Annotated in this window: 17 protein-coding genes; 12 read left to right on the top strand and 5 right to left on the bottom strand. The window is 47.3% G+C overall.

The annotated features are described in order from the left end of the window. Positions 1-3 precede the first annotated feature (3 nt). Together AB8S08_RS07870 and kdsB are read left to right on the top strand one after the other, a co-directional pair. On the top strand, positions 4-201 hold the full coding sequence (locus AB8S08_RS07870) for a Trm112 family protein (protein WP_369742419.1): 198 nt from the start codon (positions 4-6) through the stop codon (positions 199-201). Beyond that, positions 198-950 (top strand): 3-deoxy-manno-octulosonate cytidylyltransferase, encoded by a 753-nt coding sequence (kdsB, locus tag AB8S08_RS07865; RefSeq protein WP_369742418.1) that lies wholly within the window; start codon positions 198-200, stop codon positions 948-950. Before AB8S08_RS07870 ends, kdsB begins: the two co-directional genes overlap by 4 nt. On the opposite strand, the gene AB8S08_RS07860 is transcribed toward kdsB, so the two are convergent. From AB8S08_RS07860 to AB8S08_RS07845, 4 genes are all read right to left on the bottom strand, one after another. Continuing rightward, positions 928-3984, bottom strand: coding sequence for an efflux RND transporter permease subunit (locus tag AB8S08_RS07860; protein WP_369742417.1), 3057 nt, complete (start codon positions 3982-3984; stop codon positions 928-930). The genes kdsB and AB8S08_RS07860 overlap by 23 nt on opposite strands. Continuing rightward, complete coding sequence (locus AB8S08_RS07855; RefSeq protein ID WP_369742415.1) at positions 3981-7205, bottom strand: efflux RND transporter permease subunit; 3225 nt, start codon at positions 7203-7205, stop codon at positions 3981-3983. Before AB8S08_RS07855 ends, AB8S08_RS07860 begins: the two co-directional genes overlap by 4 nt. Next, a complete protein-coding gene (locus AB8S08_RS07850; protein ID WP_369742414.1) occupies positions 7202-8299 on the bottom strand; it encodes an efflux RND transporter periplasmic adaptor subunit in 1098 nt (365 codons plus the stop codon). The genes AB8S08_RS07855 and AB8S08_RS07850 overlap by 4 nt, the downstream gene beginning before the upstream one ends. A 281-nt stretch (positions 8300-8580) precedes the next feature. Beyond that, entirely contained in the window at positions 8581-9861 is a 1281-nt protein-coding gene (locus tag AB8S08_RS07845) for a citrate synthase (protein ID WP_110075343.1), read from the bottom strand. Positions 9862-10424: 563 nt separating this feature from the next. On the opposite strand from AB8S08_RS07845, the gene sdhC reads away from it, so the two are divergent. From sdhC to AB8S08_RS07800, 9 genes are all read left to right on the top strand, one after another. Then, the gene (sdhC, locus tag AB8S08_RS07840) at positions 10425-10799 is read left to right on the top strand and encodes a succinate dehydrogenase, cytochrome b556 subunit (protein WP_110075342.1); all 375 of its coding nucleotides are present in this window, start codon (positions 10425-10427) and stop codon (positions 10797-10799) included. Further along, on the top strand, positions 10793-11149 hold the full coding sequence (sdhD, locus tag AB8S08_RS07835) for a succinate dehydrogenase, hydrophobic membrane anchor protein (protein ID WP_110075341.1): 357 nt from the start codon (positions 10793-10795) through the stop codon (positions 11147-11149). Before sdhC ends, sdhD begins: the two co-directional genes overlap by 7 nt. Beyond that, positions 11150-12916 (top strand): succinate dehydrogenase flavoprotein subunit, encoded by a 1767-nt coding sequence (sdhA, locus tag AB8S08_RS07830; RefSeq protein WP_369742413.1) that lies wholly within the window; start codon positions 11150-11152, stop codon positions 12914-12916. A gap of 14 nt (positions 12917-12930) precedes the next feature. Beyond that, positions 12931-13650, top strand: coding sequence for a succinate dehydrogenase iron-sulfur subunit (locus AB8S08_RS07825; protein ID WP_110075339.1), 720 nt, complete (start codon positions 12931-12933; stop codon positions 13648-13650). Positions 13651-13751: 101 nt separating this feature from the next. Beyond that, complete coding sequence (gene sucA, locus AB8S08_RS07820; protein WP_369742412.1) at positions 13752-16559, top strand: 2-oxoglutarate dehydrogenase E1 component; 2808 nt, start codon at positions 13752-13754, stop codon at positions 16557-16559. Positions 16560-16572: 13 nt separating this feature from the next. Further along, positions 16573-18102, top strand: coding sequence for a 2-oxoglutarate dehydrogenase complex dihydrolipoyllysine-residue succinyltransferase (gene odhB / locus AB8S08_RS07815; protein WP_369742411.1), 1530 nt, complete (start codon positions 16573-16575; stop codon positions 18100-18102). 146 nt (positions 18103-18248) lie between these two features. Further along, positions 18249-19415 (top strand): ADP-forming succinate--CoA ligase subunit beta, encoded by a 1167-nt coding sequence (gene sucC / locus AB8S08_RS07810; RefSeq protein WP_110075446.1) that lies wholly within the window; start codon positions 18249-18251, stop codon positions 19413-19415. Beyond that, positions 19415-20287 (top strand): succinate--CoA ligase subunit alpha, encoded by an 873-nt coding sequence (sucD, locus tag AB8S08_RS07805; protein ID WP_110075336.1) that lies wholly within the window; start codon positions 19415-19417, stop codon positions 20285-20287. Before sucC ends, sucD begins: the two co-directional genes overlap by 1 nt. 177 nt (positions 20288-20464) lie before the next feature. Beyond that, a complete protein-coding gene (locus AB8S08_RS07800) occupies positions 20465-21325 on the top strand; it encodes a DMT family transporter (protein WP_369742410.1) in 861 nt (286 codons plus the stop codon). An 85-nt stretch (positions 21326-21410) separates the two neighbouring features. Here the strand turns inward: AB8S08_RS07800 and AB8S08_RS07795 are convergent, their stop codons facing one another. Continuing rightward, a complete protein-coding gene (locus AB8S08_RS07795) occupies positions 21411-21974 on the bottom strand; it encodes an FMN-dependent NADH-azoreductase (RefSeq protein ID WP_369742409.1) in 564 nt (187 codons plus the stop codon). A 144-nt stretch (positions 21975-22118) separates the two neighbouring features. Here AB8S08_RS07795 and AB8S08_RS07790 point away from each other — a divergent pair, with 144 nt between their 5' ends. Further along, positions 22119-23054, top strand: coding sequence for a LysR family transcriptional regulator (locus AB8S08_RS07790; protein WP_369742408.1), 936 nt, complete (start codon positions 22119-22121; stop codon positions 23052-23054). The last annotated feature ends 1 nt before the right edge of the window (position 23055 follow it).

Here is a 23055-nt window from a genome sequence, read left to right as displayed (position 1 = left end):
AGAATGGCTGTAGATGATAAGACATTAGCAATCTTGGCTTGCCCCTTGTGTAAGGGGCGCTTGGTTTGGCATGCGCCAAGCCAAGAATTGATTTGCCGTGGTGATAAATTAGCATTTCCTATTCGTAACAATATTCCCATGCTGTTGACGACCGCAGCACGCGAATTAACAGCGACTGATTTGGAGCAACTTCCCTCATGAGCTTTACAGTGATTATTCCGGCGCGGTACGCCTCCACTAGGTTACCGGGTAAGCCGTTGGCGATGATTGGTAATAAATTGATGATTCAGCGGGTATATGAGCGCGCTGCAGCAGCCGGTGCTGCGGAAGTGATTGTTGCCACCGATGATCAACGTATTGTGGATGCGGTTGAAGCGTTTGGTGGTCGCGCTATGTTAACCTCAAGTGCCCACAATTCGGGCACTGAGCGCATTGCTGAAGTGATCGAATATTTAGCGATTGCGGATGATCATGTGGTGGTTAATGTGCAAGGTGATGAGCCTTTTATACCGCCTGAGATAATCCGCCAAGTAGCAGACAATTTAGCCAACCAAAAGCAAGCACAGATGGCGACCTTAGCCGTGCCTATTCATAACTTGGAAGAAGTTACCAGCCCTCATGCAGTAAAGGTGGTCACTGATGTGAACGGTTATGCTTTGTACTTCAGTCGGGCACCAATTCCATACGAGCGCGATGGCTTATGCCGCGCACGCTTAGGTGAGCTTGCTGACTATCGTCGCCATATTGGCATTTATGCCTACCGGGCAGGCTTTGTTTGGCGTTATGTTGAGTGGGAGCCAAGCCCGCTTGAACAAATCGAGTCGTTAGAGCAATTACGAGTGCTTTGGTACGGTGAACGCATTCATGTTGCGGAAGCCATTGCGTCGCCGCCGGCTGGTATTGATACACCAGCCGACTTAGCACGAGCTAATCAGGAAGTAACTGACTAACTTTTATCTGCGCATGCTGGCACAAACGTTGCCAGCGCGCTCGCATACCTATCAAACGTGCATAGGCGTAAGGTACCAAGAACAAACTAGTGAGAGTCGAGAAGACCAAACCACCGATGATGGCGATCGCCATAGGTGCATAAGGAGGACCATCGCCACCAATTTGAGTGGTGCCGAAGGCTAACGGCAACAAACCTAATACCGTGGTTGAAACCGTCATTAATATGGGCCGCAAGCGGCTGACACTTCCCTCAATGATGGCTTCTTGCAGGCTTGCTCCGCTAGCCAGTAATTGGTTGATGCGGTCGACTAAGACAATGCCATTATTCACCACAATTCCCATCAGGATCAAAATCCCGATCATGGCCATCACGGAAATCGACTCTCCGGTGATGAGTAGCGCCCAAAACACTCCAACAATAGAGAATAAGAGCGAGGTTATGACCGCTGTCGGGAGCAGGATTGACTCGAACAACGCAGCCATAACAATGTAGATCAGAGCTACGGCAAGTAGGGTATTCACCAGCATAACGCTTTCGTTTTCACGTTGCCGTTCAAAGCTACCATCTAAACTCCACAAATAACCCTGCGGTAACTGCAACTGACTCAGAGCCGCCGTGATTTCATCACGTGCTTCGTTGGTGGTAAGGTCGGTTAGGTTTGCATCAATCGTTAATGACGTGCGGCGATCGGTACGACGAATTTGACCAAGTCGTGGCTGCTTCACCAAGGTTGCTATATCTTGCAAGGTGATAATCTTATTCTCGGTTTGTAAGATCGGCAGGTTGTAAAGCGCCGGTAGCGAATGCTCGAGTTCTTTGTCAAAGGCCACACGCATATCAATTTCGCCATTAGGATCGCCCCGATAGGAGCGTAGACGTTGTCCACGGAGGGCTGTTGCGACTGTCCTAGCAACCTCAGCAGAGCTTAATCCTAAATGATGTACCCGCTCGCGATCGATGGTAATCATCAATTCAAATTGGCCGGTTTCAAGTTCCGTTTGCACATCAGTTAACCCCTCAATAGCTCGCAGTTTTGGAACCATATCGGCGGCTAATCGTTGTAGTATCTCGGTGGATTGTCCGCTTAAGGTAACGCGTACCCCATCGCGACCACCACCAAAACCGAAGGTTGGTTCGCTGCGCAGTAATTTCGGCATGTCTTGACGAATTCGTGCCATTAAGTCAACCAGCTTTTCGTCCCGATTTTCTTTTAATAACAACGTAGAGACAGCGTAATCAGGGGTGTAATAACTGTAGACTGCATCAATATCAAAATCATTTTGATGAGCATAAAGATAGCTTTCTAATTGCGATACTTCGTCTTCAACTTCGCTAAGACTATACTGAGTATGGAGATTGTAATTAATAAACAAACGGTCATTAAAACCTTGAGGTCCTTCATCACCACTGACACCTGCAAACGGAATCAACACACTCACGAGTAATAAGACTGCCAATAACCCGGTCCAGATCGGGTGACGCCAACTCCACTCAAGTGCTTGGCGGTACCGTCGCGGTGGCTGGTGAGGTTTTACTTTGTTACGACTAAAGCGCCGCAACTTGGTAATCATTAACGGCACGAGCGTTTGCGAAAGTAATAATGAAGCCAGCAGCGATAGACAAATCGCAATAGCCGTGTGCTCTAGAAAAATGGTGATATCGGTTTTTTTGCCAAAGATATTGGGTAAAAACACAATAGCGGTGGTAAGTGTGCCAGCCACCACAGCTAAGGACACTTGTCCGACGCCATTGATGGTGGCTTGCTCGGCATCAGCTCCCTGTTCGTGTTCATGCTGAATGCTTTCGGTGATGACCACGGCGTTATCGACGAGCATCCCTACGGCTAACATAAGCCCCATCAAAGACAGAACGTTGAGTGAATAACCTAGAAAATACATACCGCCTAATGCAATACAGATGGCAATAGGCACACTCAAGACCACCACCAGGGTAGTTAAGAGATGACGTAAAAACGCGTAGAGCACCAGTAATGACAAAAAGGCGCCAAGTAGGCCAGCACTCACTAAATCGCTTAACGAGGTCGTGACACCTTTTGCGGTGTCGTCCATGACAAACAGGTTAATGCCATTAAATTGGGGGTCTTGGCGAATCTCATTAACAACCTTCATCACGCGGGCCGATACTTCAACTAAATTGGCATTGGATTCTTTAAAGACCTCCATGCCAATAGCATAACGTTGGTCAAGATGACGACCATCCACTTTACGAGGCATTTCGCGACCTATTTCAGCGATATCACGAAGCTTTAATCCTGGCCGAATCGGGAAATTGCCGATATCGTATTCGGTCTGAAATTCGCCAACTGGATTGACCAAAATGCGTTGGTGGTCAGTTTCGATAAAGCCAGCAGTGAGCGAGAAGTTAGCCCGTTGCAAGGCTGCTGTAATTTCTGCTGGATCAAGTTGATGAGCCAGTAATGATGACTGCTTCAAGCGAATAACAAGCTGCTGTGGATCAACCCCATAGAGAGTGACGCGCGATACCCCATCCACCCGCTCGATAGGCTTTCGTAGGCTACGGTCAAGCAGATCGTAAGCGTTGGAGAGGTCGCGGTGACTGCTGATACGCAACTGAAATACTGGCATATCTTCAGTATTGAATTGGAACACCACCACCCGGTCAACGTCTGCGGGAAACAGATGCTTGATGGCGTCGACTTTTTCGCGCGCCTCAATACTTTTAGTACGAAGGTCTTGCCCCCATTCAAACTGCAATAAAATTTGGGCGTTGTCCGACGTCGACGTTGAGCGCATGCGACTGACATTGCTGAGCGTTGCCAATGCCTCCTCGAGCGGACGAGTGATTAATCGTTCGACCTCTGCTGGGGTAGAGTTAGGATACGCCACTTGCACCACCACTTCGGGTATTTCGATGCCAGGAAATTTTTCCAAGGGTAACAGGCGTGAGCTTATCGCACCAAGAAGTAGCATGGATAGAAAGATCATACAGGTGGTAACGGGGCGCCGCAGCGCCCAACGAGCTAGTGCTGAACCTAGTTGGGCGGCAGTCATAAGTTAGCCTCCGCTGGCACTGATTTGCGCTCAACAAGGAGATAGAGGCAGGGAATAAATAGCAGAGTTAGAAGCGTTGAAAATAGCAAGCCGGCTATGACACTAATCGCCATGGGTGCACGAATCTCGGCGCCTTCACCTAATCCCAGAGCCAAGGGGAGTAACCCCAATACTGTGGTGAGCATGGTCATCAGAATAGGGCGAAGACGTTGCAGTGCAGCCGTATATACAGCTTCATAATGGGGCACACCAGCAGCACGTAACTGGTTGATACGGTCAACCAAGACAATCGCATTGTTGACCACAATACCGGCAAGCATGATTAAGCCAATAAAAACAAGGATACTTAATTCGGTTCCCATCATATATAAGCCAAGTACTGAGCCTGCGCCAGCGAGTGGTACAGTGAATAAGATAAACAATGGGTGTAATAATGACTCAAACTGCGAGGCCATCACTAAATACACCAAGAATACCGCTAGCACTAAAGCGAATTGTAATGAGGTAAAGGAGCGTTGCATGTCCTCGTTTTGTCCGGCAACGCGAGCCGTAATGGTGGGCGGCAGTTGTGAGTTACTCAACAGTTGCTGTGCTTGGGCGACAGCACTGCCAAGGTCGCCACCGTTTAGATTGGCTTCAACCAGTGCCGTGCGTTGCTGACCAATGCGGGTGATCTCGCTCGGACCTACTACTGGAACAATTTCGGCCACGGCTTGTAAGGTAGTTTCACGCTCGGCGCCGGGATTGATGATGAGTTGCTGCAAATCTTGCATCGAATTACGATCGGCGGATTGGCTGCGCACTAAGATATCAATTTTACGATCATCCAAGCTAAACTGACTGGCCACCCGTCCACCGATTTTGGTCGCTAGTAATTCTGACACTTCGGCGCTGGTTAGGCCGTATTGGCTGAGCTTGGCATGGTCAAAATAGATCGCAAGTTCTGGTTGACCATCGGTCATGTTGACTCGGATATCAGTAAATTGAGGATGCTGCTCTAAACGGCTCCCGAATTGTTGCGCGGCTTGCTGTAACAAAGCTAAGTCGTAACCGACAAACTCAATAGTGATGGGGCTTGCGAAGCTAAACAACTCAGGTGTACCGAATTTAGCCATCACCCCAGGCATGGCTTGAATTGCTTGGCGTAATTGCTGCTGCACTTGGTCTGTGTCACCAACATGTTGGTCAGCCATAACCACATTAAGTCGCCCCCACTGATTGCCACTTTGTCCGGGAGCAGCATTGAGTAGGCTCCCTGTACCGGCAATACTGTAGTAACGGTCAACCTTGCTATTGAGCGCTGTGGAGCTGGCAATCACTTGGCCAAGCTGTACTAGAACCTTGTCGGTTTCATAAATGGTTGCTCCGGGTGGTAATTCAACTTCAACAAAGAACTCACCTTGTGCCATTTTCGGTAATAATGCCACGGGTAAGCTAGGTATAAGGGTGTAGCAAGCACCGGCGCTGACAAGAATTAGGCCTAAGGTGATGCCTGTGCGCTTTAAAGCTAGCCCAAGAAGTTTTTGATAGCTACTTTCAAGTGCTCGATAGCTAGCATTGAATAATTGGAGTAAGGGGGTGGTGATAACCTTAAACATTTTGGCGATAGCCCGTGCAAAAACAACAGCTATGGTGATTAAGGCTAAGGGGACCCAGCGGAACAATAAATATATGGGTGTTTTGAGCCAAAAGCGCCAGCCCGTTGCATAGACAAAAGGCTCCGTCTTGAGGTTGGTTGCTGCTCGGTTGCGGCTTGATAACATGGGGATTAGAGTCAATGCTACCAATAACGATGCAGCCAACGAGAATGTCACCGTGAGAGCTTGATCACGAAATAGTTGGCCGGCAATGCCTTCAACGAATACCAGCGGGAAAAATACCGCCATGGTGGTTAAGGTGGACGCCACTATGGCACCTGCAACTTCTTGTGTACCTGTCTCTGCAGCAGTTTCCATATCGGTGTTTTGTTGGTGACGAGCAATGTTTTCCAGCACCACAATGGCGTTATCTACTAACATCCCAACCGCCAGGGCAATACCACCTAAGGACATCATGTTCAGTGATACTTGATATCCATAGAGTAAATTAAAGGTGGCAATAATAGAGATGGGAATGGCTAAACTAAGGACAATGGTTGGCCAAACCCGCTGCAGAAAGAGATAAATAATAACCATCGCGAGTAAACCACCAAACACTGCGGCAGTTTGAACTTCTGTAATGGCGGCGCTGATAAACACGGCTTGATCATAGATGGGCTTAATGCTGTATTGCTCGGGGATTAATTTAGCTTCTTTAAGCTGTTGTAGGTGAGCCTGAATGGCCTTTGATACTTGAACAGTATTAGCATCGCCTTCTTTATACAGCGACACTTCAACTGCTTCCTGGCCAGCAACTCGGCTGATGGCGTCACGCTCTTGGTAGCTGTTCTCAACCAGCGCAACATCCTTGAGGAGAATAGGGCGGTTATTGCGGGTGGTTAGGTAAATAGAGCGAATATCATCTAAGCTTCTGAATTGATTCAAAGTGCGTACTAAATATTCGGCCCGGTCGGCTTCGATCCGGCCTCCCGATAAGTTGATATTTTCTTCTCTTAAGCGTTGTGTGATCAATGTCATCGGGATCTGCATGGCGGCGGCTTGTCGCTCGTTCACAAGCACCTGTATTTCATCTTCTAAACCGCCACCTAGGCGTACCGATGCAACACCTTCAATGCCCTCTAATTGACGCTTTAAATCTTCTTCAGCATAGGTGCGCAGCTGCTTTAATGCAGATATGCTGGGTTCATCAGCAGTGCGACTCAAAGCTAGACGATAAACGGGCTCTTCACTTGGGTTGAAGCGCAACAATACTGGTTTGTCTAAATCGAGTGGTAAATCGACCCAGTCAAGCTTTTCGCGTACATCAAGACTCGCCATTTCCATGTCGGTGCCCCAACTAAACTCAAGCAAAACATCACTTTGACCGGCTCGCGAGATGGACTCAATTCGGCGGATTCCCTTGACCGTGCCAAGGGTTTCTTCAATCGGTTTACTCACCAATTGCTCAACTTCACTAGGTGCTCCGCCGGGGTAGTCGGTGCGGACAGTTAACGTTGGATAGGATAAATCTGGTAATAAGGTGACTGGAATTCGTCCCAGCGACACTAAGCCAAATAGCATCACCGCTAGGGTCAGCATGGTCATAGTAACAGGACGTTTTACCGCAAGTTTAACAAGACTCATGATTGTTGCTCGCTCCGAATCACTTCCACTAAGGCGGCATCTTTTAGGTTAGCTTGACCACTGATTACAATGGCTTCGCCTACCTCCAAGCCGTGGGTGATTTCAAAGTGAGTTTCATCTTCAAAACCAATTTGTACATCAACTTTATGAGCAATGCCATCCGTATCCACGGTAAACACACTATGTTGATTATCCAAGCTTTGTACCGCATAACGAGGCACAGTCACGGTGTTTTGCCGCGTTGCATAATTGAGATTAACATGGGCAAACATGCCTGGCTTTAACAGGTTATCCTGATTATCGACATGTAAGACCGCTTTAAAGGTGCCTGATAGCGTATCAACGATGGGACTAATTCGAGCTACAGTCGCGGTGATTTTTTGATTATTTAAGGCGGTCAATTGTAGTTGTGCTGTTTGCCCAACTTTCACTCGTTGTAATTCACGTTCTGGTAGGTAAACATTGCCTTGCAGAACATCTGCAGCAACAATGTGAAAGAGCTTTTGTTGTTCGTATTGACGTACTAGGTTGCCGGGTTTAACGTAACGAAAAGCAATGTAGCCACTGATAGGTGCTCGAATCTCGGTTTCTGCGAGATTTAATGCTGCCATGTCGTATTTAGCTTGTAATATCTCGGCTTGAAAGCGCAGTTTGTCATACGCATCGGCGCTGATCATGTCGCGCTCAGCCATATCCTTTACGCGTTTTAATTCTTGTTTGATGGAGTTTAGCTCGGCGCGAGCTTGGGCTACCTGAATTCGATATTCATCGTCACGCATGTGAGCGAGTAGTTGCCCGGCTTCAACATAATCACCTTCTTCAACCAAAATAGTTTCAATAATGCCCGTTGCTTTACTGGTGACATCAGCTTCATCGCGCGCTTCAAGGGTTGCTGTCGATTTAAAACTTGAGGTTATTTCTCCAGCCGTAACCGTCTGAGTGGCAACTGGAATACGTGCTACGTGAGCTTGTTGTAACTCCGCAGCGCTTTCGTTGTTAGCGCCGGCATCGCTACAGGCACTGATAGGTAGTGCTAGCAGTGACAGCAAGGCTACTGTGGCAAATCGATTAGTAGGTCTGTAGGTGTTCATCATCTTGTCCCGATTGAATGCGGTAATCGCTCGTTGTTATTAGTTACTGGTTTTTGGTCAGTAGACGTTGGTGTAACGACCAGGTACGAAGACAGATGCATAGAACGTGCCAATTTTTTCGCTAGTGTCTAAAAAAGTGGCTTAACCCTTTGTTTTAAAGGTCTTATACAGGTGCCTTGATGTTTTAGATGGAGACGAGACAGAAAAGGTTTATTGAGGAGAAAACAAAAAAAAGCACTCCTAAGAGTGCTTTTCACTAAAAAATGGCGAGTTCCACTGCGATGTTAGCGTTTCAGTGGTTTAAAATCGCGTTGTGCTGAACCTGTATATAATTGACGTGGACGTCCAATCTTCTGATTAGCTTCACCCATCATTTCATGCCAGTGTGAAATCCAACCGACAGTACGCGATAGGGCAAAAATAACCGTAAACATATTGGTTGGAATACCAATAGCTTTCAGGATGATACCTGAGTAGAAGTCTACGTTCGGGTACAGTTTCTTCTCAACAAAGTACGGGTCTTCAAGAGCAATACGCTCAAGTTCCATAGCGACGTCTAACAATGGATCTTGGATGTTTAACTCTTTGAGTACTTCGTGGGCACTTTCACGCATCACGGTAGCACGTGGGTCAAAGTTTTTGTAAACGCGGTGACCAAAGCCCATCAGACGGAATGGGTCGTTCTTATCTTTGGCTTTTTCAACGTACTTAGGAATGTTCTCAACAGAACCAATCTCACTCAACATGCGCAAGCAAGCTTCGTTGGCACCACCATGAGCTGGTCCCCACAAAGATGCGACACCCGCGGCAATACAAGCGTACGGGTTAGCGCCTGAAGAGCCGGCTAAACGTACGGTTGAGGTTGAAGCGTTTTGTTCATGGTCCGCATGCAAAGTGAAAATGCGATCCATAGCTTTGGCGATGGTCGGGCTGATTTTGTAATCTTCAGCCGGTACTGAGAACATCATATTCAAGAAGTTTTCAGCATAGCTCAGGTCGTTACGAGGGTACACGAACGGTTGGCCGATGCTAAATTTATAGGCCATCGCAGCAATCGTTGGCATTTTAGCGACCAAGCGATAGCCACTACGTAAGCGCGCTTGCTCGTCGTGAATATCGAGATCAGCATGATAAAACGAAGATAAAGCTCCGGTAACGGCACATAGCATAGCCATAGGGTGCGCATCACGACGGAAGCCGTTAAAGAAATTATGCAAACCTTGGTGAACCATGGTGTGCTTGGTGATGGTTTGCTTAAACGCATCATATTCTTCACGTGTTGGTGCTTCACCGTGCAGCAACATGTAACACACTTCGAGATAGTCCGCTTGAGTCGCTAGCTGATCAATAGGATATCCGCGATGCAGAAGAATGCCTTGCTCACCATCAATGTAGGTGATCTTTGATTCACAAGATCCTGTTGCTAGGAAGCCCGGGTCGAAGGTGAAAAAACCATGCTTGCCTAAAGTACGCACGTCAATTACATCATAGCCGGCTGTACCAGATAAAACTGGCAATTCAATGGATTGGCCGTCAATCTGCAGGGTGGCTTTACGATCAGCCATAAGGAAATCTCCTTGTTTAAGTCTGCTTCATCACTAAAAAGGGCGATAGAATTTACTAGATCTTAACCCTTCGTGTCAATTCAAACAGTTGTTTGAACCACATCTTTGTATTGATTTAGGTCAACACTGAGTGTCTTGCTAGGCAACACAACCGAGTATGATTACGCAACTGTGTGACAGTTAGATTATCGCCCATTAACTTTTTCGGTGCTAGCGGTGATCGATGCACCGGGTTTGTTCGTTTGCTTGCAGTTGGCAAGAGCGTCAACTGGGATCAGCCAAACGATGACAAAAAAATCCAACTGCTGTTATACGCTCATCCCTGTGCGAGCGGTATACTACTAAGGTCGGATTGTCATTTAGTGCTGGATTTTATTGTCTTGATCGAATCTGAATTAATTTGCGTTTTTAAGCAGAAAGCCGCTGTTTGATAATTGTAATTAAGTGTTATGGCTTATATACTTTGGCGGCGATCTCACAGGGTCCTCTAGTCAATGCTCGATTATGAGGATGTTTGAAGTTCCGAGCATGTTATCAATGCTTTTCTGTAAGGCACAACAATCGTGAAAAAACAAAGACCTGTAAATTTAGAACTAAGTACTATTAGATTTCCTGCTGCGGCAATCAGTTCCATTCTCCATCGCGTGTCTGGTGTTATCATGCTAGGCGGTGTTGGCTTTTTGGTCTGGGCGCTAGCTACATCATTGCAATCAGCTGAAGGCTTTGCGCTCGTGCAAGACCTGCTTACCGGCTTCGTTGCTAAGTTTATTGCTTGGGGTATTTTAACCGCCTTGGGGTATCACTTGTTAGCAGGTGTACGTCATATGGTTATGGACCTTGGTCACTGGGAAGAGCTGGATTCAGGCCGTATCAGTGCACAAGCCGTATTCGTTTTAGCAATCCTTGTTTCAGTACTGGTAGGGGTGTGGTTATGGTAAAGGCAGCTTCAACCTTCGGCCGTTCGGGCAGCCACGATTTTATTTTAATTCGTGCATCCGCCATCATCATGGCGTTGTACACCATCTTTATGGTGAGCTTCCTGGTGTCAGCCGACACGTTAACGTATGCAACTTGGACTAACTTATTCGCTAACTTAGGTATGAAAATCTTTACCATGTTGGCCTTAACCGCGGTGTTAATCCACGGCTGGATTGGGATCTTCCAAGTTTTAACTGACTACGTTAAAAACACCGGCTTACGAGCTTTTCTTCAATATGTGGTATGTGTTGCACTTATCGTTTACTGGTTAGCCGGTTTATTGGTAGTGTGGCCAGTGGAGGGTGTCTAAGTGAGCGTACAAACACTCGAATTTGATGCCGTAGTAATCGGCGCTGGCGGCGCTGGTATGCGCGCTGCTTTACAAATTTCTCAAGCGGGCATGACCTGTGCCTTGATGTCTAAAGTATTCCCAACTCGTTCGCATACAGTTTCAGCGCAAGGCGGTATCACCGTAGCGTTAGGAAACGCGCATGAAGATAATTGGGAATGGCACATGTTTGATACCGTGAAAGGGTCAGACTACATTGGTGACCAAGACGCTATCGAATACATGTGTAAAACAGGTCCAGAAGCCATTTTGGAACTAGAAAACATGGGCTTGCCTTTCTCGCGTTTCGAGAACGGTAAAGTTTATCAGCGTCCATTCGGTGGTCAATCAAAAGCCTTTGGTGGCGAGCAAGCCGCGCGTACAGCAGCTGCTGCCGACCGTACCGGTCACGCCTTATTGCATTTGCTCTATCAGCAAAACGTCAAAAATAAAACCACCGTTTTTTCTGAGTGGTATGCACTAGATTTAGTTAAAAACGAAGACGGTGCCATTGTTGGGGTGACCACCCTGAACATCGAAACTGGCGAAATCTTCTACGTTAAAGCTAAAGCTGTGGTGTTAGCAACGGGTGGTGCGGGTCGTATTTACGCATCAACCACCAATGCTCACATCAATACCGGTGACGGTGTAGGTATGGCATTACGCGCTGGCGTACCAGTGCAAGATATGGAAATGTGGCAGTTCCACCCAACGGGCATTGCCGGTGCCGGTACCCTAGTAACGGAAGGTTGCCGTGGTGAAGGTGGTTACTTGTTGAACAAAGATGGCGAGCGCTTTATGGAGCGTTATGCTCCGAATGCTAAAGATTTAGCATCGCGTGACGTGGTAGCTCGTTCAATGATGACGGAAATTCGTGAAGGCCGTGGTTGCGATGGTCCATTAGGGCCACACTTGAAACTGAAACTAGACCACTTAGGTCGTGATGTTTTAGAAAGCCGTTTACCAGGCGTTTGTGATTTGGCTAAAACCTTTGCTCACGTTGATCCTGCCGAAGAGCCGATTCCAGTTATCCCAACCTGTCATTACATGATGGGCGGTATTCCTACCGATGTTAACGGTCAAGCATTACAGATCGACGACCAAGGTAACGCTACACCAATTCATGGCTTATTTGCCTGTGGTGAGATTGCGTGCGTATCAGTACATGGTGCTAACCGTCTTGGTGGTAACTCGTTGTTAGACTTAGTGGTATTTGGTCGTGCAACGGGCTTACATTTGGCCGAAGCAATGGCATCATTGGGCGATGCGAAAGAAGCTCGTCAGGATGATATCGATGCTGCGTTGGCACGAGTTCGTCGTTGGGAAAACAACAAAGATGGCGAAGACCCGGTTCAAATTAAGAAAGATTTGCAGCGTTGCATGCAGTTAAACTTCTCGGTATTCCGCGAAGGTAAAGCGATGGCTGAAGGCTTAGAAGAATTGAAGCAGATTCGTGAGCGTCTGAAAAATGCACGTCTTGACGATACCAGTAAAGAATTCAACACCCAGCGCATTGAGTGCTTGGAGTTGGATAACTTAATGGAAACTGCCTATTCAACCGCAGTAGCAGCTAACTTCCGTACGGAAAGCCGTGGCGCGCACAGCCGTGCTGACTTCCCAGATCGCGATGATGACAACTGGTTGGTACATACCGTGTATCGCCCACAAGATGAATCTATTGTGAAGCGCGAAGTTAACATGCAGCCTAAGCTGCGCGAAGCATTCCCGCCGAAAGCGCGGACTTACTAAGGTTAGGTGAAACGATGAAGACGTTGAATATTTCAGTGTATCGTTACAACCCGGACGTTGATAACGCCCCGTACATGAAGGATTACTCCATTGAAGTGGAAGCTAATCGCGACATGATGGTGTTGGATTTATTATTGTTGCTGAAAGAGCAAGATCCAACGTTGGCGTTCCGTCGTTCATGCCGTGAAGGTGTATGTGGTTCTGACGGCCTCAACATGAATGGTAAAAACGGATTGGCTTGTATCACGCCATTGTCAGCTCTTAAAGGTGGCAACAAGAAAATCGTGATTCGTCCATTACCGGGCTTACCAGTGATTCGTGACTTGATTGTAGATATGAGCCAGTTCTATGCTCAATATGAGAAGATTAAGCCATATCTGATCAATGATGACAAAACTCCACCAGCGCGTGAGCGTCTGCAAACAATTGAAGAGCGTGCGAAATTAGATGGTCTGTACGAGTGCATCTTGTGTGCATGTTGTTCAACCTCTTGTCCGTCGTTCTGGTGGAATCCAGATAAGTTTATCGGTCCTGCTGGCTTGTTACATGCCTATCGGTTCTTGATTGATAGTCGTGATACTGCTACCGAGCAGCGTCTTGATGACTTAGATGATGCCTTCAGCGTATTCCGCTGCCATGGCATTATGAACTGTGTCAATGTATGCCCGAAAGGGTTGAACCCAACCAAGGCTATTGGACACATCAAATCCATGCTATTGAATCGTGCGATTTAACCATTTCGCATAGATTTGCTATAGTTGTGGCCGAGCTGTATCGAAATAGCCATCCAGCTTGGGTGGCTATTTTTTTGTAAAACGAGTGTGAAGGAACAGCGATGCAAGATGGCGTAATGCAAGCCTGGCTAGAATCCTCCCACCTAGCCGGTGGTAACATGGCGTATGTCGAAGAGTTGTTTGAGTTATATCTCGACGACCCGACGTCGGTGGGTGACGAGTGGCGCACTTTCTTTGATCAGCTGCCGCGTGAGGGCAGTGCTCAAGATACTAAGCACAGTACCATTCGTGACCAATTTCGTACCCTTGCCAAGAATAAATTGAAGCAAGCAGGCACTGCTGCCGCAGGGGCTCCTGATCAGAAGCAAGTGAAGGTCTTGCAGCTGATTAATGCGTATCGTTTTCGTGGCCATCAGCACGCCAACCTAGACCCGCTTGATTTGTGGAAACAAGAGCCGGTTGCGGACTTGTCGTTAGAGCACCACGAGCTTAGCAAAGACGATTTTGACAAAGAATTTAATGTAGGTTCGCTAGCCGTTGGTCAAGAGACCATGAAGCTGGGCGAAATCTACCAAGTGTTGAACGATATTTATTGTGGCTCAGTGGGTGCTGAATACATGCATATCGTGTCAACGGAAGAAAAACGTTGGATTCAGCAACGTCTTGAAGGCGTGCGTGGACGTCCTAAATTTGAGCAACAGCAGCAACGTAAACTGTTACAAGAGTTAACTGCGGCTGATGGCCTGGAAAAATACTTGGGCTCAAAATTCCCAGGCGCAAAGCGCTTCTCGTTAGAGGGTGGTGATGCTCTGGTGCCTATGCTTAAAGAGCTGATTCATCGCAGTGGCGAGCACGGTGGCAAAGAAGTTGTTATCGGTATGGCGCACCGCGGTCGTTTAAACGTGCTGGTGAATGTTTTAGGTAAAAAGCCTCAAGATCTATTTGATGAATTTGCTGGCAAGCATGCTATCAGCAAAGGCTCTGGTGACGTGAAATACCATTCAGGTTTTTCGTCAGATTTCGCTACTAAAGGTGGTGATGTGCACTTAGCCTTGGCATTTAACCCATCGCATTTAGAAATCGTTAACCCGGTGGTAATGGGCTCAGTGCGAGCACGGATGGATCGGTTAGGCGATAAAGATGGTGCCAAAGTGCTACCTATTACCATCCATGGTGACTCTGCCATCGCTGGCCAAGGTATCGTGCAAGAAACCTTCAATATGTCTCAAACCCGCGCCTACCAGGTGGGTGGTTCGATTCGTATTGTGGTGAACAACCAAGTCGGTTTCACCACATCTAAGCGTGAAGACACTCGTTCAACTCAGTATTGTACTGATATTGCGAAAATGGTGCAGGCGCCAATCTTCCACGTTAATTCAGATGACCCTGAAGCTGTGATTTTTGTGTCTCAGCTAGCGCTCGATTTCCGCAACACGTTCAAACGCGATGTGATGATCGATTTAGTTTGCTATCGTCGTCATGGCCACAATGAGGCCGATGAGCCGAGTGCAACGCAACCGCTAATGTATGCCAAGGTGAAGAAGCACCCAGTGCCTCGTGCTATTTACGCTGAGCGTTTGGTCAATGCAGGTATTGTGGCAGCGGATGAAGCCGAAAGTTTGATCAATAACTACCGCGACTTGCTTGATAAAGGTGAGATCGTCGTAGACGAATGGCGCGACATGAAGAGTCACTCATCAGACTGGAAGCCATATATTGGTAACGAGTGGGATGTTGATTACGACGCAAAAATTAGTCGCGAACAGCTAACTAAGCTTGGCGAGGCGATGAGTACTGTGCCAAAAGGCCACAAGCTGCATTCACGAGTTCAAAAGGTTTACGAAGAACGCGCTAAAATGGCTGCCGGCGAAAAACCAGCAGATTGGGGTTTTGCTGAAACCTTAGCTTATGCCAGCTTGGTGGACCAAGGAGTGCATATTCGTCTTACTGGGCAAGACTCAGGCCGCGGTACCTTCTTCCATCGGCATGCAGTATTGCATAACCAAAAAGATGCTAGCACCTTTATGCCGTTAAATAATATTCGGGAAGGCCAAGGCCAAATCGAAATTTATGACTCGGTATTATCAGAAGCAGCGGTGGTGGCGTTTGAATACGGTTATGCTACCGCAGAGCCAAAATCGTTGGTGATGTGGGAAGCTCAGTTTGGTGATTTCGCTAACGGCGCACAAGTTGTTATCGACCAGTTCTTAAGCTCAGGTGAACAAAAGTGGGGCCGCTTGTGTGGTTTGACTTTATTGTTACCACATGGCTACGAAGGACAAGGGCCAGAGCATAGTTCGGCGCGGTTAGAACGTTTCTTGCAACTGTCAGCAGATCATAACTGGTCGGTGTGTGTTCCTACCACACCTGCTCAGGTGTTCCATATGATTCGTCGACAGCAGTTACGTCCCGTGCGTCGTCCATTGATCGTGATGACACCGAAGTCGCTGTTACGGCATCCGCTAGCGGTATCTGAGCTTGAGGATATGACCAGTGGCGTGTTCCAAAATGCGATTGCTGAAATCGATTCTTTAGATCCGAAAAAAGTGAAACGCGTGGTACTCTGTTCCGGTAAGGTTTACTACGACTTGTTACAAGAGCGTCGTAAACGCGAGCAAACCGATGTAGCAATTATTCGGGTTGAGCAATTGTATCCGTTCCCAGCGGAAGAAATGGCTGAAATCATGAAAGATTATCAGCATGTAAAAGATTTTGTCTGGTGTCAGGAAGAGCCTCAGAACCAAGGTGCATGGTACAGTAGCCAGCACCATTTCTGGGCCGCAATTCCGAAGGGCGCTCAGTTAACGTATGCCGGTCGTGCTGCATCTGCTGCACCTGCGGTAGGCTATTTGTCTGAGCACAATAAACAGCAGCAACAATTAGTCGATGACGCGCTAACCATTAAATAGGTGATAATTGACCATGGCTATAGATATTAAAGTTCCACAATTACCAGAATCAGTTGCTGATGCAACTGTTGCTACTTGGCATGTTAAGCCAGGTGACAAAGTTTCACGTGACCAAAACCTTGTCGACATCGAAACCGACAAAGTGGTGTTAGAAGTCGTAGCAACGGATGACGGCGTGATGGGTGACATCATTGCTGAAGAAGGCACCACTGTAGGTGCTGACGAAGTTATCGGTAAGCTAGAAAAAGCTGATGGCAGCGCCGCTAAAGCAGAAAGTAAAGACGACAGCAAAGCTGATAAAGCTGAAACTAAGGCCGACCAGCCAGCTGCTAAACAAGCATCAGGTTCTGGTGAAAAGCTAGAAGTTAAAGTTCCTCAGTTGCCAGAGTCAGTTGCTGATGCGACCATCGCTACTTGGCACGTTAAGGCTGGTGATGCAGTAACTCGTGACCAAAACTTAGTGGATATCGAGACCGACAAAGTGGTGCTAGAAGTAGTAGCTCCTGCTGACGGGGTTCTGGCTGAAATTAAGTTTGACGAAGGTGCCACTGTAGGCGCTGATGACGTGATCGGTATTGTTGAAGCAGGCGCAAGCGCAGCTGCAGATTCAAGCAAAGCAGACACCGCTAAAGAAGAAGCTAGTGATAAAGGCGATAGCGAAGTTGCCGGGCCAGCAGTACGTCGTATGCTAGCTGAAAATGGCCTGCAAGTAGCTGATGTTAAAGGCACAGGTAAAGGCGGTCGTGTTACTAAAGAAGATGTTGAAAAACATCTGAAAGAAGGCAGCAAAAAAGCAGAGCCAGCGAAAGCAGCAAGTGCCCCAGCTGCGGTAGCATCGGGTGAGCGCGAACAAAAACGTGTGCCTATGACGCGTTTACGTAAAACCATCGCTAAGCGTTTGCTAGAAGCCAAAAATGCAACTGCCATGTTAACCACTTTTAATGAAGTTAACATGAAGCCAATCATGGACTTACGTTCAAAGTACAAAGATGAATTTGAGAAGCGCCATGATACCCGTTTAGGCTTTATGGGTTTCTATGTCAAAGCTGTTACTGAAGCGTTGAAGCGTTTCCCTGAAGTGAATGCATCGATTGATGGTGATGACATTGTTTATCACAATTATTTTGATATTAGCATCGCTGTATCTACACCGCGTGGCCTGGTAACTCCAGTTTTACGTGATACTGATAAGATGAGCATTGCTGATATTGAAAATGGCATTCGTGATCTGGCACTTAAGGGTCGTGATGGCAAACTAACTATGGAAGATATGCAAGGCGGTAATTTCACCATCACTAACGGTGGCGTATTCGGCTCATTGCTTTCAACTCCAATCTTGAACCCGCCGCAAAGCGCTATCTTGGGTATGCACAAAATCCAAGATCGTCCGATGGCGGTTGATGGTAAGGTAGAAATTCTACCTATGATGTACTTGGCGTTATCATACGACCACCGCATCATTGATGGTAAAGAATCCGTTGGCTTCTTAGTAACCATCAAAGAATTGTTAGAAGATCCACAGCGTTTATTGTTGGATATTTAACAAATAACACAGCCGCTTGATGTCAGTTACATGACAATGACACAAGCGGCTATTATTTTTCCGCACAAAACGTTAAAATGTGCGCGAAATTTTCGGGTAAGCAGCATGACGCTGCTTTTGTTGTTCAAACGAATCGGAAGATCATCATGAACTTGCATGAGTATCAGGCTAAACAACTCTTTAGAGAGTTCGGATTGCCAGTATCTGAAGGCTTTGCAGTAGACACTGCTGATGAAGCCGTAGAAGCTGCTAAAAAAATTGGTGGCGAGCGTTGGGTTGTTAAGGCGCAAGTACACGCAGGCGGCCGCGGTAAAGCGGGCGGCGTAAAATTGGTTTCTAGCTTAGACGAAGTACACGCATTTGCGAGTAACTGGTTAGGCAAAAACTTAGTGACTTATCAGACTGACGCAAACGGTCAGCCGGTTGCTAAAATTTTAGTAGAAAGCTTAACTGACATCGCCTCAGAACTTTACTTAGGTGCAGTTGTTGACCGCGCAACACGTAAAATTGTGTTCATGGCATCAACCGAAGGTGGCGTAGAAATCGAGAAAGTTGCAGAAGAAACTCCAGAGAAGATTCTTAAAGCAATCATCGACCCAACTGTTGGCGCACAGCCATACCAAGGTCGTGAACTTGGTTTCAAACTAGGCCTAAACCCAGAGCAAGTGAAGCAATTCACTAAAATCTTCTTGGGCTTAGCAAAGATGTTTGAACAGTACGATTTCGCATTGTTAGAAATCAACCCGTTAGTGATTACCGACCAAGGCAACTTGCATTGCTTAGACGGTAAAATCAACATCGATAGTAACGCCCTGTATCGTCAACCAAAAATCCGTGAAATGCACGATCCTTCACAAGAAGACGAGCGTGAAGCCCAAGCAGCTAAGTGGGAATTAAACTACGTAGCTCTAGATGGCAACATCGGCTGTATGGTTAACGGTGCTGGTTTGGCGATGGGTACGATGGATATCGTTAAACTTGCCGGCGGTCAGCCAGCAAACTTCTTGGATGTTGGTGGCGGCGCAACCAAAGAGCGCGTTACTGAAGCATTCAAAATCATCTTGTCTGACAACGCTGTTAAAGCTGTTTTAGTTAACATCTTCGGCGGTATCGTTCGTTGTGACATGATTGCTGAAGGCATCATGGGCGCAGTTGAAGAAGTTGGCGTGAAAGTACCTGTAGTAGTGCGTTTAGAAGGTAACAACGCAGAACTAGGTCGGCAGAAATTAGCAGAAAGTGGCCTCAACATCATTGCAGCAGAAAGTTTATCTGATGCAGCTGATAAAGTGGTTGCAGCGGCAGGAGGTCAATAATGTCTATCTTGATCGATAAAAACACCAAAGTCATCTGCCAGGGTTTTACTGGCGGTCAGGGTACATTCCACTCTGAGCAAGCGATTGCCTATGGTACGCAAATGGTTGGCGGTGTAACTCCAGGTAAAGGCGGTCAAACGCACTTGGGTTTACCGGTATTCAACACTGTACGCGAAGCTGTAGAAGCAACTGGCGCAACTGCTTCAGTTATCTACGTACCAGCTCCTTTCTGTAAAGATTCAATTGTTGAAGCTGCAGATGCTGGTATCGAGCTGATTGTATGTATCACCGAAGGTATTCCAACCATCGATATGCTGTACGTTAAAGAATATTTGACGCACAAAGGCGTTCGTATGATTGGTCCAAACTGCCCAGGCGTGATCACTCCAGGCGAATGTAAGATCGGTATTATGCCAGGTCACATTCACAAGCCAGGTAAAGTAGGTATCGTATCTCGTTCAGGTACCTTAACCTATGAAGCTGTTAAGCAAACAACGGACGAAGGTTTCGGCCAATCTACTTGCGTAGGTATTGGTGGTGACCCGATCCCAGGCTCAAACTTTATCGATATCTTAGCGATGTTCGAAAAAGATCCAGCAACTGAAGCTATCGTTATGATCGGTGAGATCGGCGGTACTGCTGAAGAAGAAGCTGCAGAGTACATCAAGCATAACGTAACCAAGCCAGTAGTATCTTACATTGCTGGTGTTACTGCTCCTCCAGGTAAGCGCATGGGTCATGCTGGTGCGATTATTTCTGGTGGTAAAGGTACTGCAGACGAAAAATTCGCAGCCTTAGAAGCAGCTGGTGTTAAAACCGTGCGTAGCCTTGCCGATATCGGTAAAGCTTTGCGTGAAAAAACGGGCTGGTAAGCTGTGCTTCGGCATCCTTGCTAACTTAAATAAAAGCCGCTCCATGGAGCGGCTTTTTTGTGCGTGCAAGATCATGGCTTTATCTACAAGGTGCATAAGGGTCGTGGTAAGGTGGGGGACAAGCTTACATTTCAATGTTTTTTCAATCGTCAAACCGGAGAGTTGCTGGAGCAGACTATGGTAAACCGTCTCAAATTAGTTGTTCTTTTTGCAATGGCACTCGTAGCGTTTGCCGGAAATTCGATTCTTAATCGCTATGCATTACTTGAGCCTGCCATAGATCCTGCTTCATTTCTTGTCATCAGAATTGTGGGTGGGGCTGTGATGTTGGTGCTGTTGGTGTGGTTACGTAGCCTCTTTCATCGGCCGCAAAAGCAATCACATAGTAAGGGCAGCTGGTGGGGCGCACTCACTCTAAGTTGGTATGCCATTGCTTTTTCTTATGCCTACATGGAGTTGCAAACAGGATTTGGTGCGTTAGTGTTATTTACCGCAGTGCAGTTAAGTATGTTAGCTATAACCCTCTATCAAGGCACGCGGCTAAGCCGCCGAGAGTTGTTGGGGGTGATCATTGCCTTTGGCGGCTTTGTGTATTTGCTGGTGCCTAGCATGCAGCTGCCGTCGTCACTCTTAGCTGCTGTGTTGATGGCTAGTGCCGGTGTGGCGTGGGGATTCTATTCAGTACATGGACGCGGGCGTGGTTTTCCGCTCGCCAATACTGCCTTTAATTTTGTCCGAGCTATTCCTTTTGTGTTGCTCGCCTTCTGGTGGCAAGCCCCAGATCTCATCGTATCCACCGATGGGGTGATGCTGGCCATGATTTCTGGAGCTATTACTTCAGGCGTTGGTTACGCTATCTGGTATTTAGTGCTCCCCCAAATAACTGTGACAACGGCCGCTATTGGACAATTGTTGGTGCCATTAATTGCTGCTCTAGGTGGCGTTTTATTTGCTCATGAAGCACTCACCATGCATTTGCTGATTGCAGCAGTTGCAATTCTCGGTGGCATCTTAGTGGTGGTGCTTAAACGTACTTAGATGTACTGAGACACACAGCAACCCATAGGCAAAAAAAAGCGACTCGTTAGAGTCGCTCAAGGGCTTAACACACAACAAATAGATACTAGAGTGAGGCTACTGCAGTTGCCGCTGCTGCTAAGGCAGTTGCTCGCGGTTCTTCACCTAGGTTGACGCCTTCCGCACGAATGATGTGAACATCAGTAATACCAACAAAAGCTAACGCTTGTTTTAAATAGCTTTCTTGATGATCCATGGCTGCTGCCTCACCTTGGCTGTAGATACCACCGCGGCCTGATGCGATGTAAACGGTTTTATTGTTAAGCAAGCCAACCGGACCCTGTTCGGTATACTTAAAGGTCACGCCAGCTTTTAAAATACGATCTAACCAAGCTTTCAGCTGAGTTGGGATAGTAAAGTTGTACATAGGAGCGCCGATGACTAACACGTCGGCTGCTTGTACCTCAGTAATCAATTGCTGAGTAAGAGCGTTGTCGCCGTCTAGTAATGTGCTTGCATCTAAATGAGGCACCGGCTGCGTAACTAAGTCACGGTACACCAACTGAGTAGGCGATTGCTTCGCACTCAGGTGCGCGACTATGTCGGCGCTTAGTTTACGGCTAACAGACTGATCAATAAAAATGCCTGAATCTATGTGTAGAATATTCATAACAACCTCTCAAAATTTTTTGCGCTGTAGGTTTGGGTATTAACTGATGATGAATATTCTACACTGTTCCATTTATGTCGGTAGCTAGGTATATTGGAAAGTATCGTTCCATATATGGAACAAGGTCGCAGTTAAGGGAAACTTATGGCATTACCTGATCTCACCAATTATTTAATCTTTGCCAAAGTGGTCGCAGCGGGCAGCGTCAGTGCCGGTGCCCGTGATCTGAAGATGCCAAAATCGACCGTGAGTCGGCGCTTAACAGAATTAGAAGAGCAGCAGGGGGTAAGGCTGCTGCATCGAAGTACACGCGGCCTTAAGCTAACCGATGTGGGCCAGGCTTTTCTGGTGCATTGTGAAACGCTAGTGGCAGCGGCCGAAGCGGCGCAACAAGTGACGCAACTGGTGATGGATACACCGCGAGGGGATATTCATGTGAGCTCTCCCTATGCTATTAGCCAAAGCATGCTGGTGGCGTTATTACCCGAATTTATGGCCTTGTATCCTGAAGTACGAGTGAATCTGATGGTGACTAATAAGCCTGTGAACCTGATTGATGAGGGCATTGATGTGGCGCTGCGGGTGCGCTCAAGTATTGAGGATTCATCGCTGATTGCAAGGCCGTTGGCTGATGCTCCCTTGACCCTTTATCGAAGCCCCACCTGCGGCGATGTTGCTGCGGTAGCTAAAGAGTTGCAGCACCCGTTAGATTTGGTGCATTTTCCACATTTAAGTTTGCATTACACCAGCGGTCAATATCGCTATGACTTAACCTCAGATACGGGTGATAAATTAGCCGTGAGTTTCCGACCTCGGCTAATCACCGACGATATGATTGTTCTCAGAGAGGCTGCAATTGCCGGGTTGGGAATGGTGGCGCTACCAAATTATTTGTGCCAGCAGGCGGTAGCTGCCGGGCAATTGGAACGCGTGCTACCCGATTGGTCATTGCCACTAGGTATTATGCATATGGTGTACCCTTACCGCCGAGGCTTACTGCCTGCGGTGCGGGTCTTTATAGATTTTTTGGCAGCGCGGCTGCCGGTGATTGCGAAACGTTCGTTAACAAATATTGATTGAG

Source organism: Pseudidiomarina sp. PP-1MA, assembly GCF_041200125.1.
Lineage (GTDB): Bacteria > Pseudomonadota > Gammaproteobacteria > Enterobacterales > Alteromonadaceae > Pseudidiomarina > Pseudidiomarina fusca.
Note: the sequence above shows the minus strand (reverse complement) of the source record. Positions and strands in the feature narration are given on the sequence as shown.

Excerpts from the sequence above, each read along its gene's own strand:
- AB8S08_RS07855 (WP_369742415.1), bottom strand. The coding sequence starts at position 7,205 with ATGAGTCTTGTTAAACTTGCGGTAAAACGTCCTGTTACTATGACCATG.
- AB8S08_RS07860 (WP_369742417.1), bottom strand. The coding sequence starts at position 3,984 with ATGACTGCCGCCCAACTAGGTTCAGCACTAGCTCGTTGGGCGCTGCGG.
- AB8S08_RS07790 (WP_369742408.1), top strand. The coding sequence starts at position 22,119 with ATGGCATTACCTGATCTCACCAATTATTTAATCTTTGCCAAAGTGGTC.
- AB8S08_RS07795 (WP_369742409.1), bottom strand. The coding sequence starts at position 21,974 with ATGAATATTCTACACATAGATTCAGGCATTTTTATTGATCAGTCTGTT.
- sucC (WP_110075446.1), top strand. The coding sequence starts at position 18,249 with ATGAACTTGCATGAGTATCAGGCTAAACAACTCTTTAGAGAGTTCGGA.
- AB8S08_RS07850 (WP_369742414.1), bottom strand. The coding sequence starts at position 8,299 with ATGATGAACACCTACAGACCTACTAATCGATTTGCCACAGTAGCCTTG.
- AB8S08_RS07800 (WP_369742410.1), top strand. The coding sequence starts at position 20,465 with ATGGTAAACCGTCTCAAATTAGTTGTTCTTTTTGCAATGGCACTCGTA.
- AB8S08_RS07845 (WP_110075343.1), bottom strand. The coding sequence starts at position 9,861 with ATGGCTGATCGTAAAGCCACCCTGCAGATTGACGGCCAATCCATTGAA.
- AB8S08_RS07825 (WP_110075339.1), top strand. The coding sequence starts at position 12,931 with ATGAAGACGTTGAATATTTCAGTGTATCGTTACAACCCGGACGTTGAT.
- odhB (WP_369742411.1), top strand. The coding sequence starts at position 16,573 with ATGGCTATAGATATTAAAGTTCCACAATTACCAGAATCAGTTGCTGAT.
- sucD (WP_110075336.1), top strand. The coding sequence starts at position 19,415 with ATGTCTATCTTGATCGATAAAAACACCAAAGTCATCTGCCAGGGTTTT.
- kdsB (WP_369742418.1), top strand. The coding sequence starts at position 198 with ATGAGCTTTACAGTGATTATTCCGGCGCGGTACGCCTCCACTAGGTTA.
- sdhD (WP_110075341.1), top strand. The coding sequence starts at position 10,793 with ATGGTAAAGGCAGCTTCAACCTTCGGCCGTTCGGGCAGCCACGATTTT.
- AB8S08_RS07870 (WP_369742419.1), top strand. The coding sequence starts at position 4 with ATGGCTGTAGATGATAAGACATTAGCAATCTTGGCTTGCCCCTTGTGT.
- sucA (WP_369742412.1), top strand. The coding sequence starts at position 13,752 with ATGCAAGATGGCGTAATGCAAGCCTGGCTAGAATCCTCCCACCTAGCC.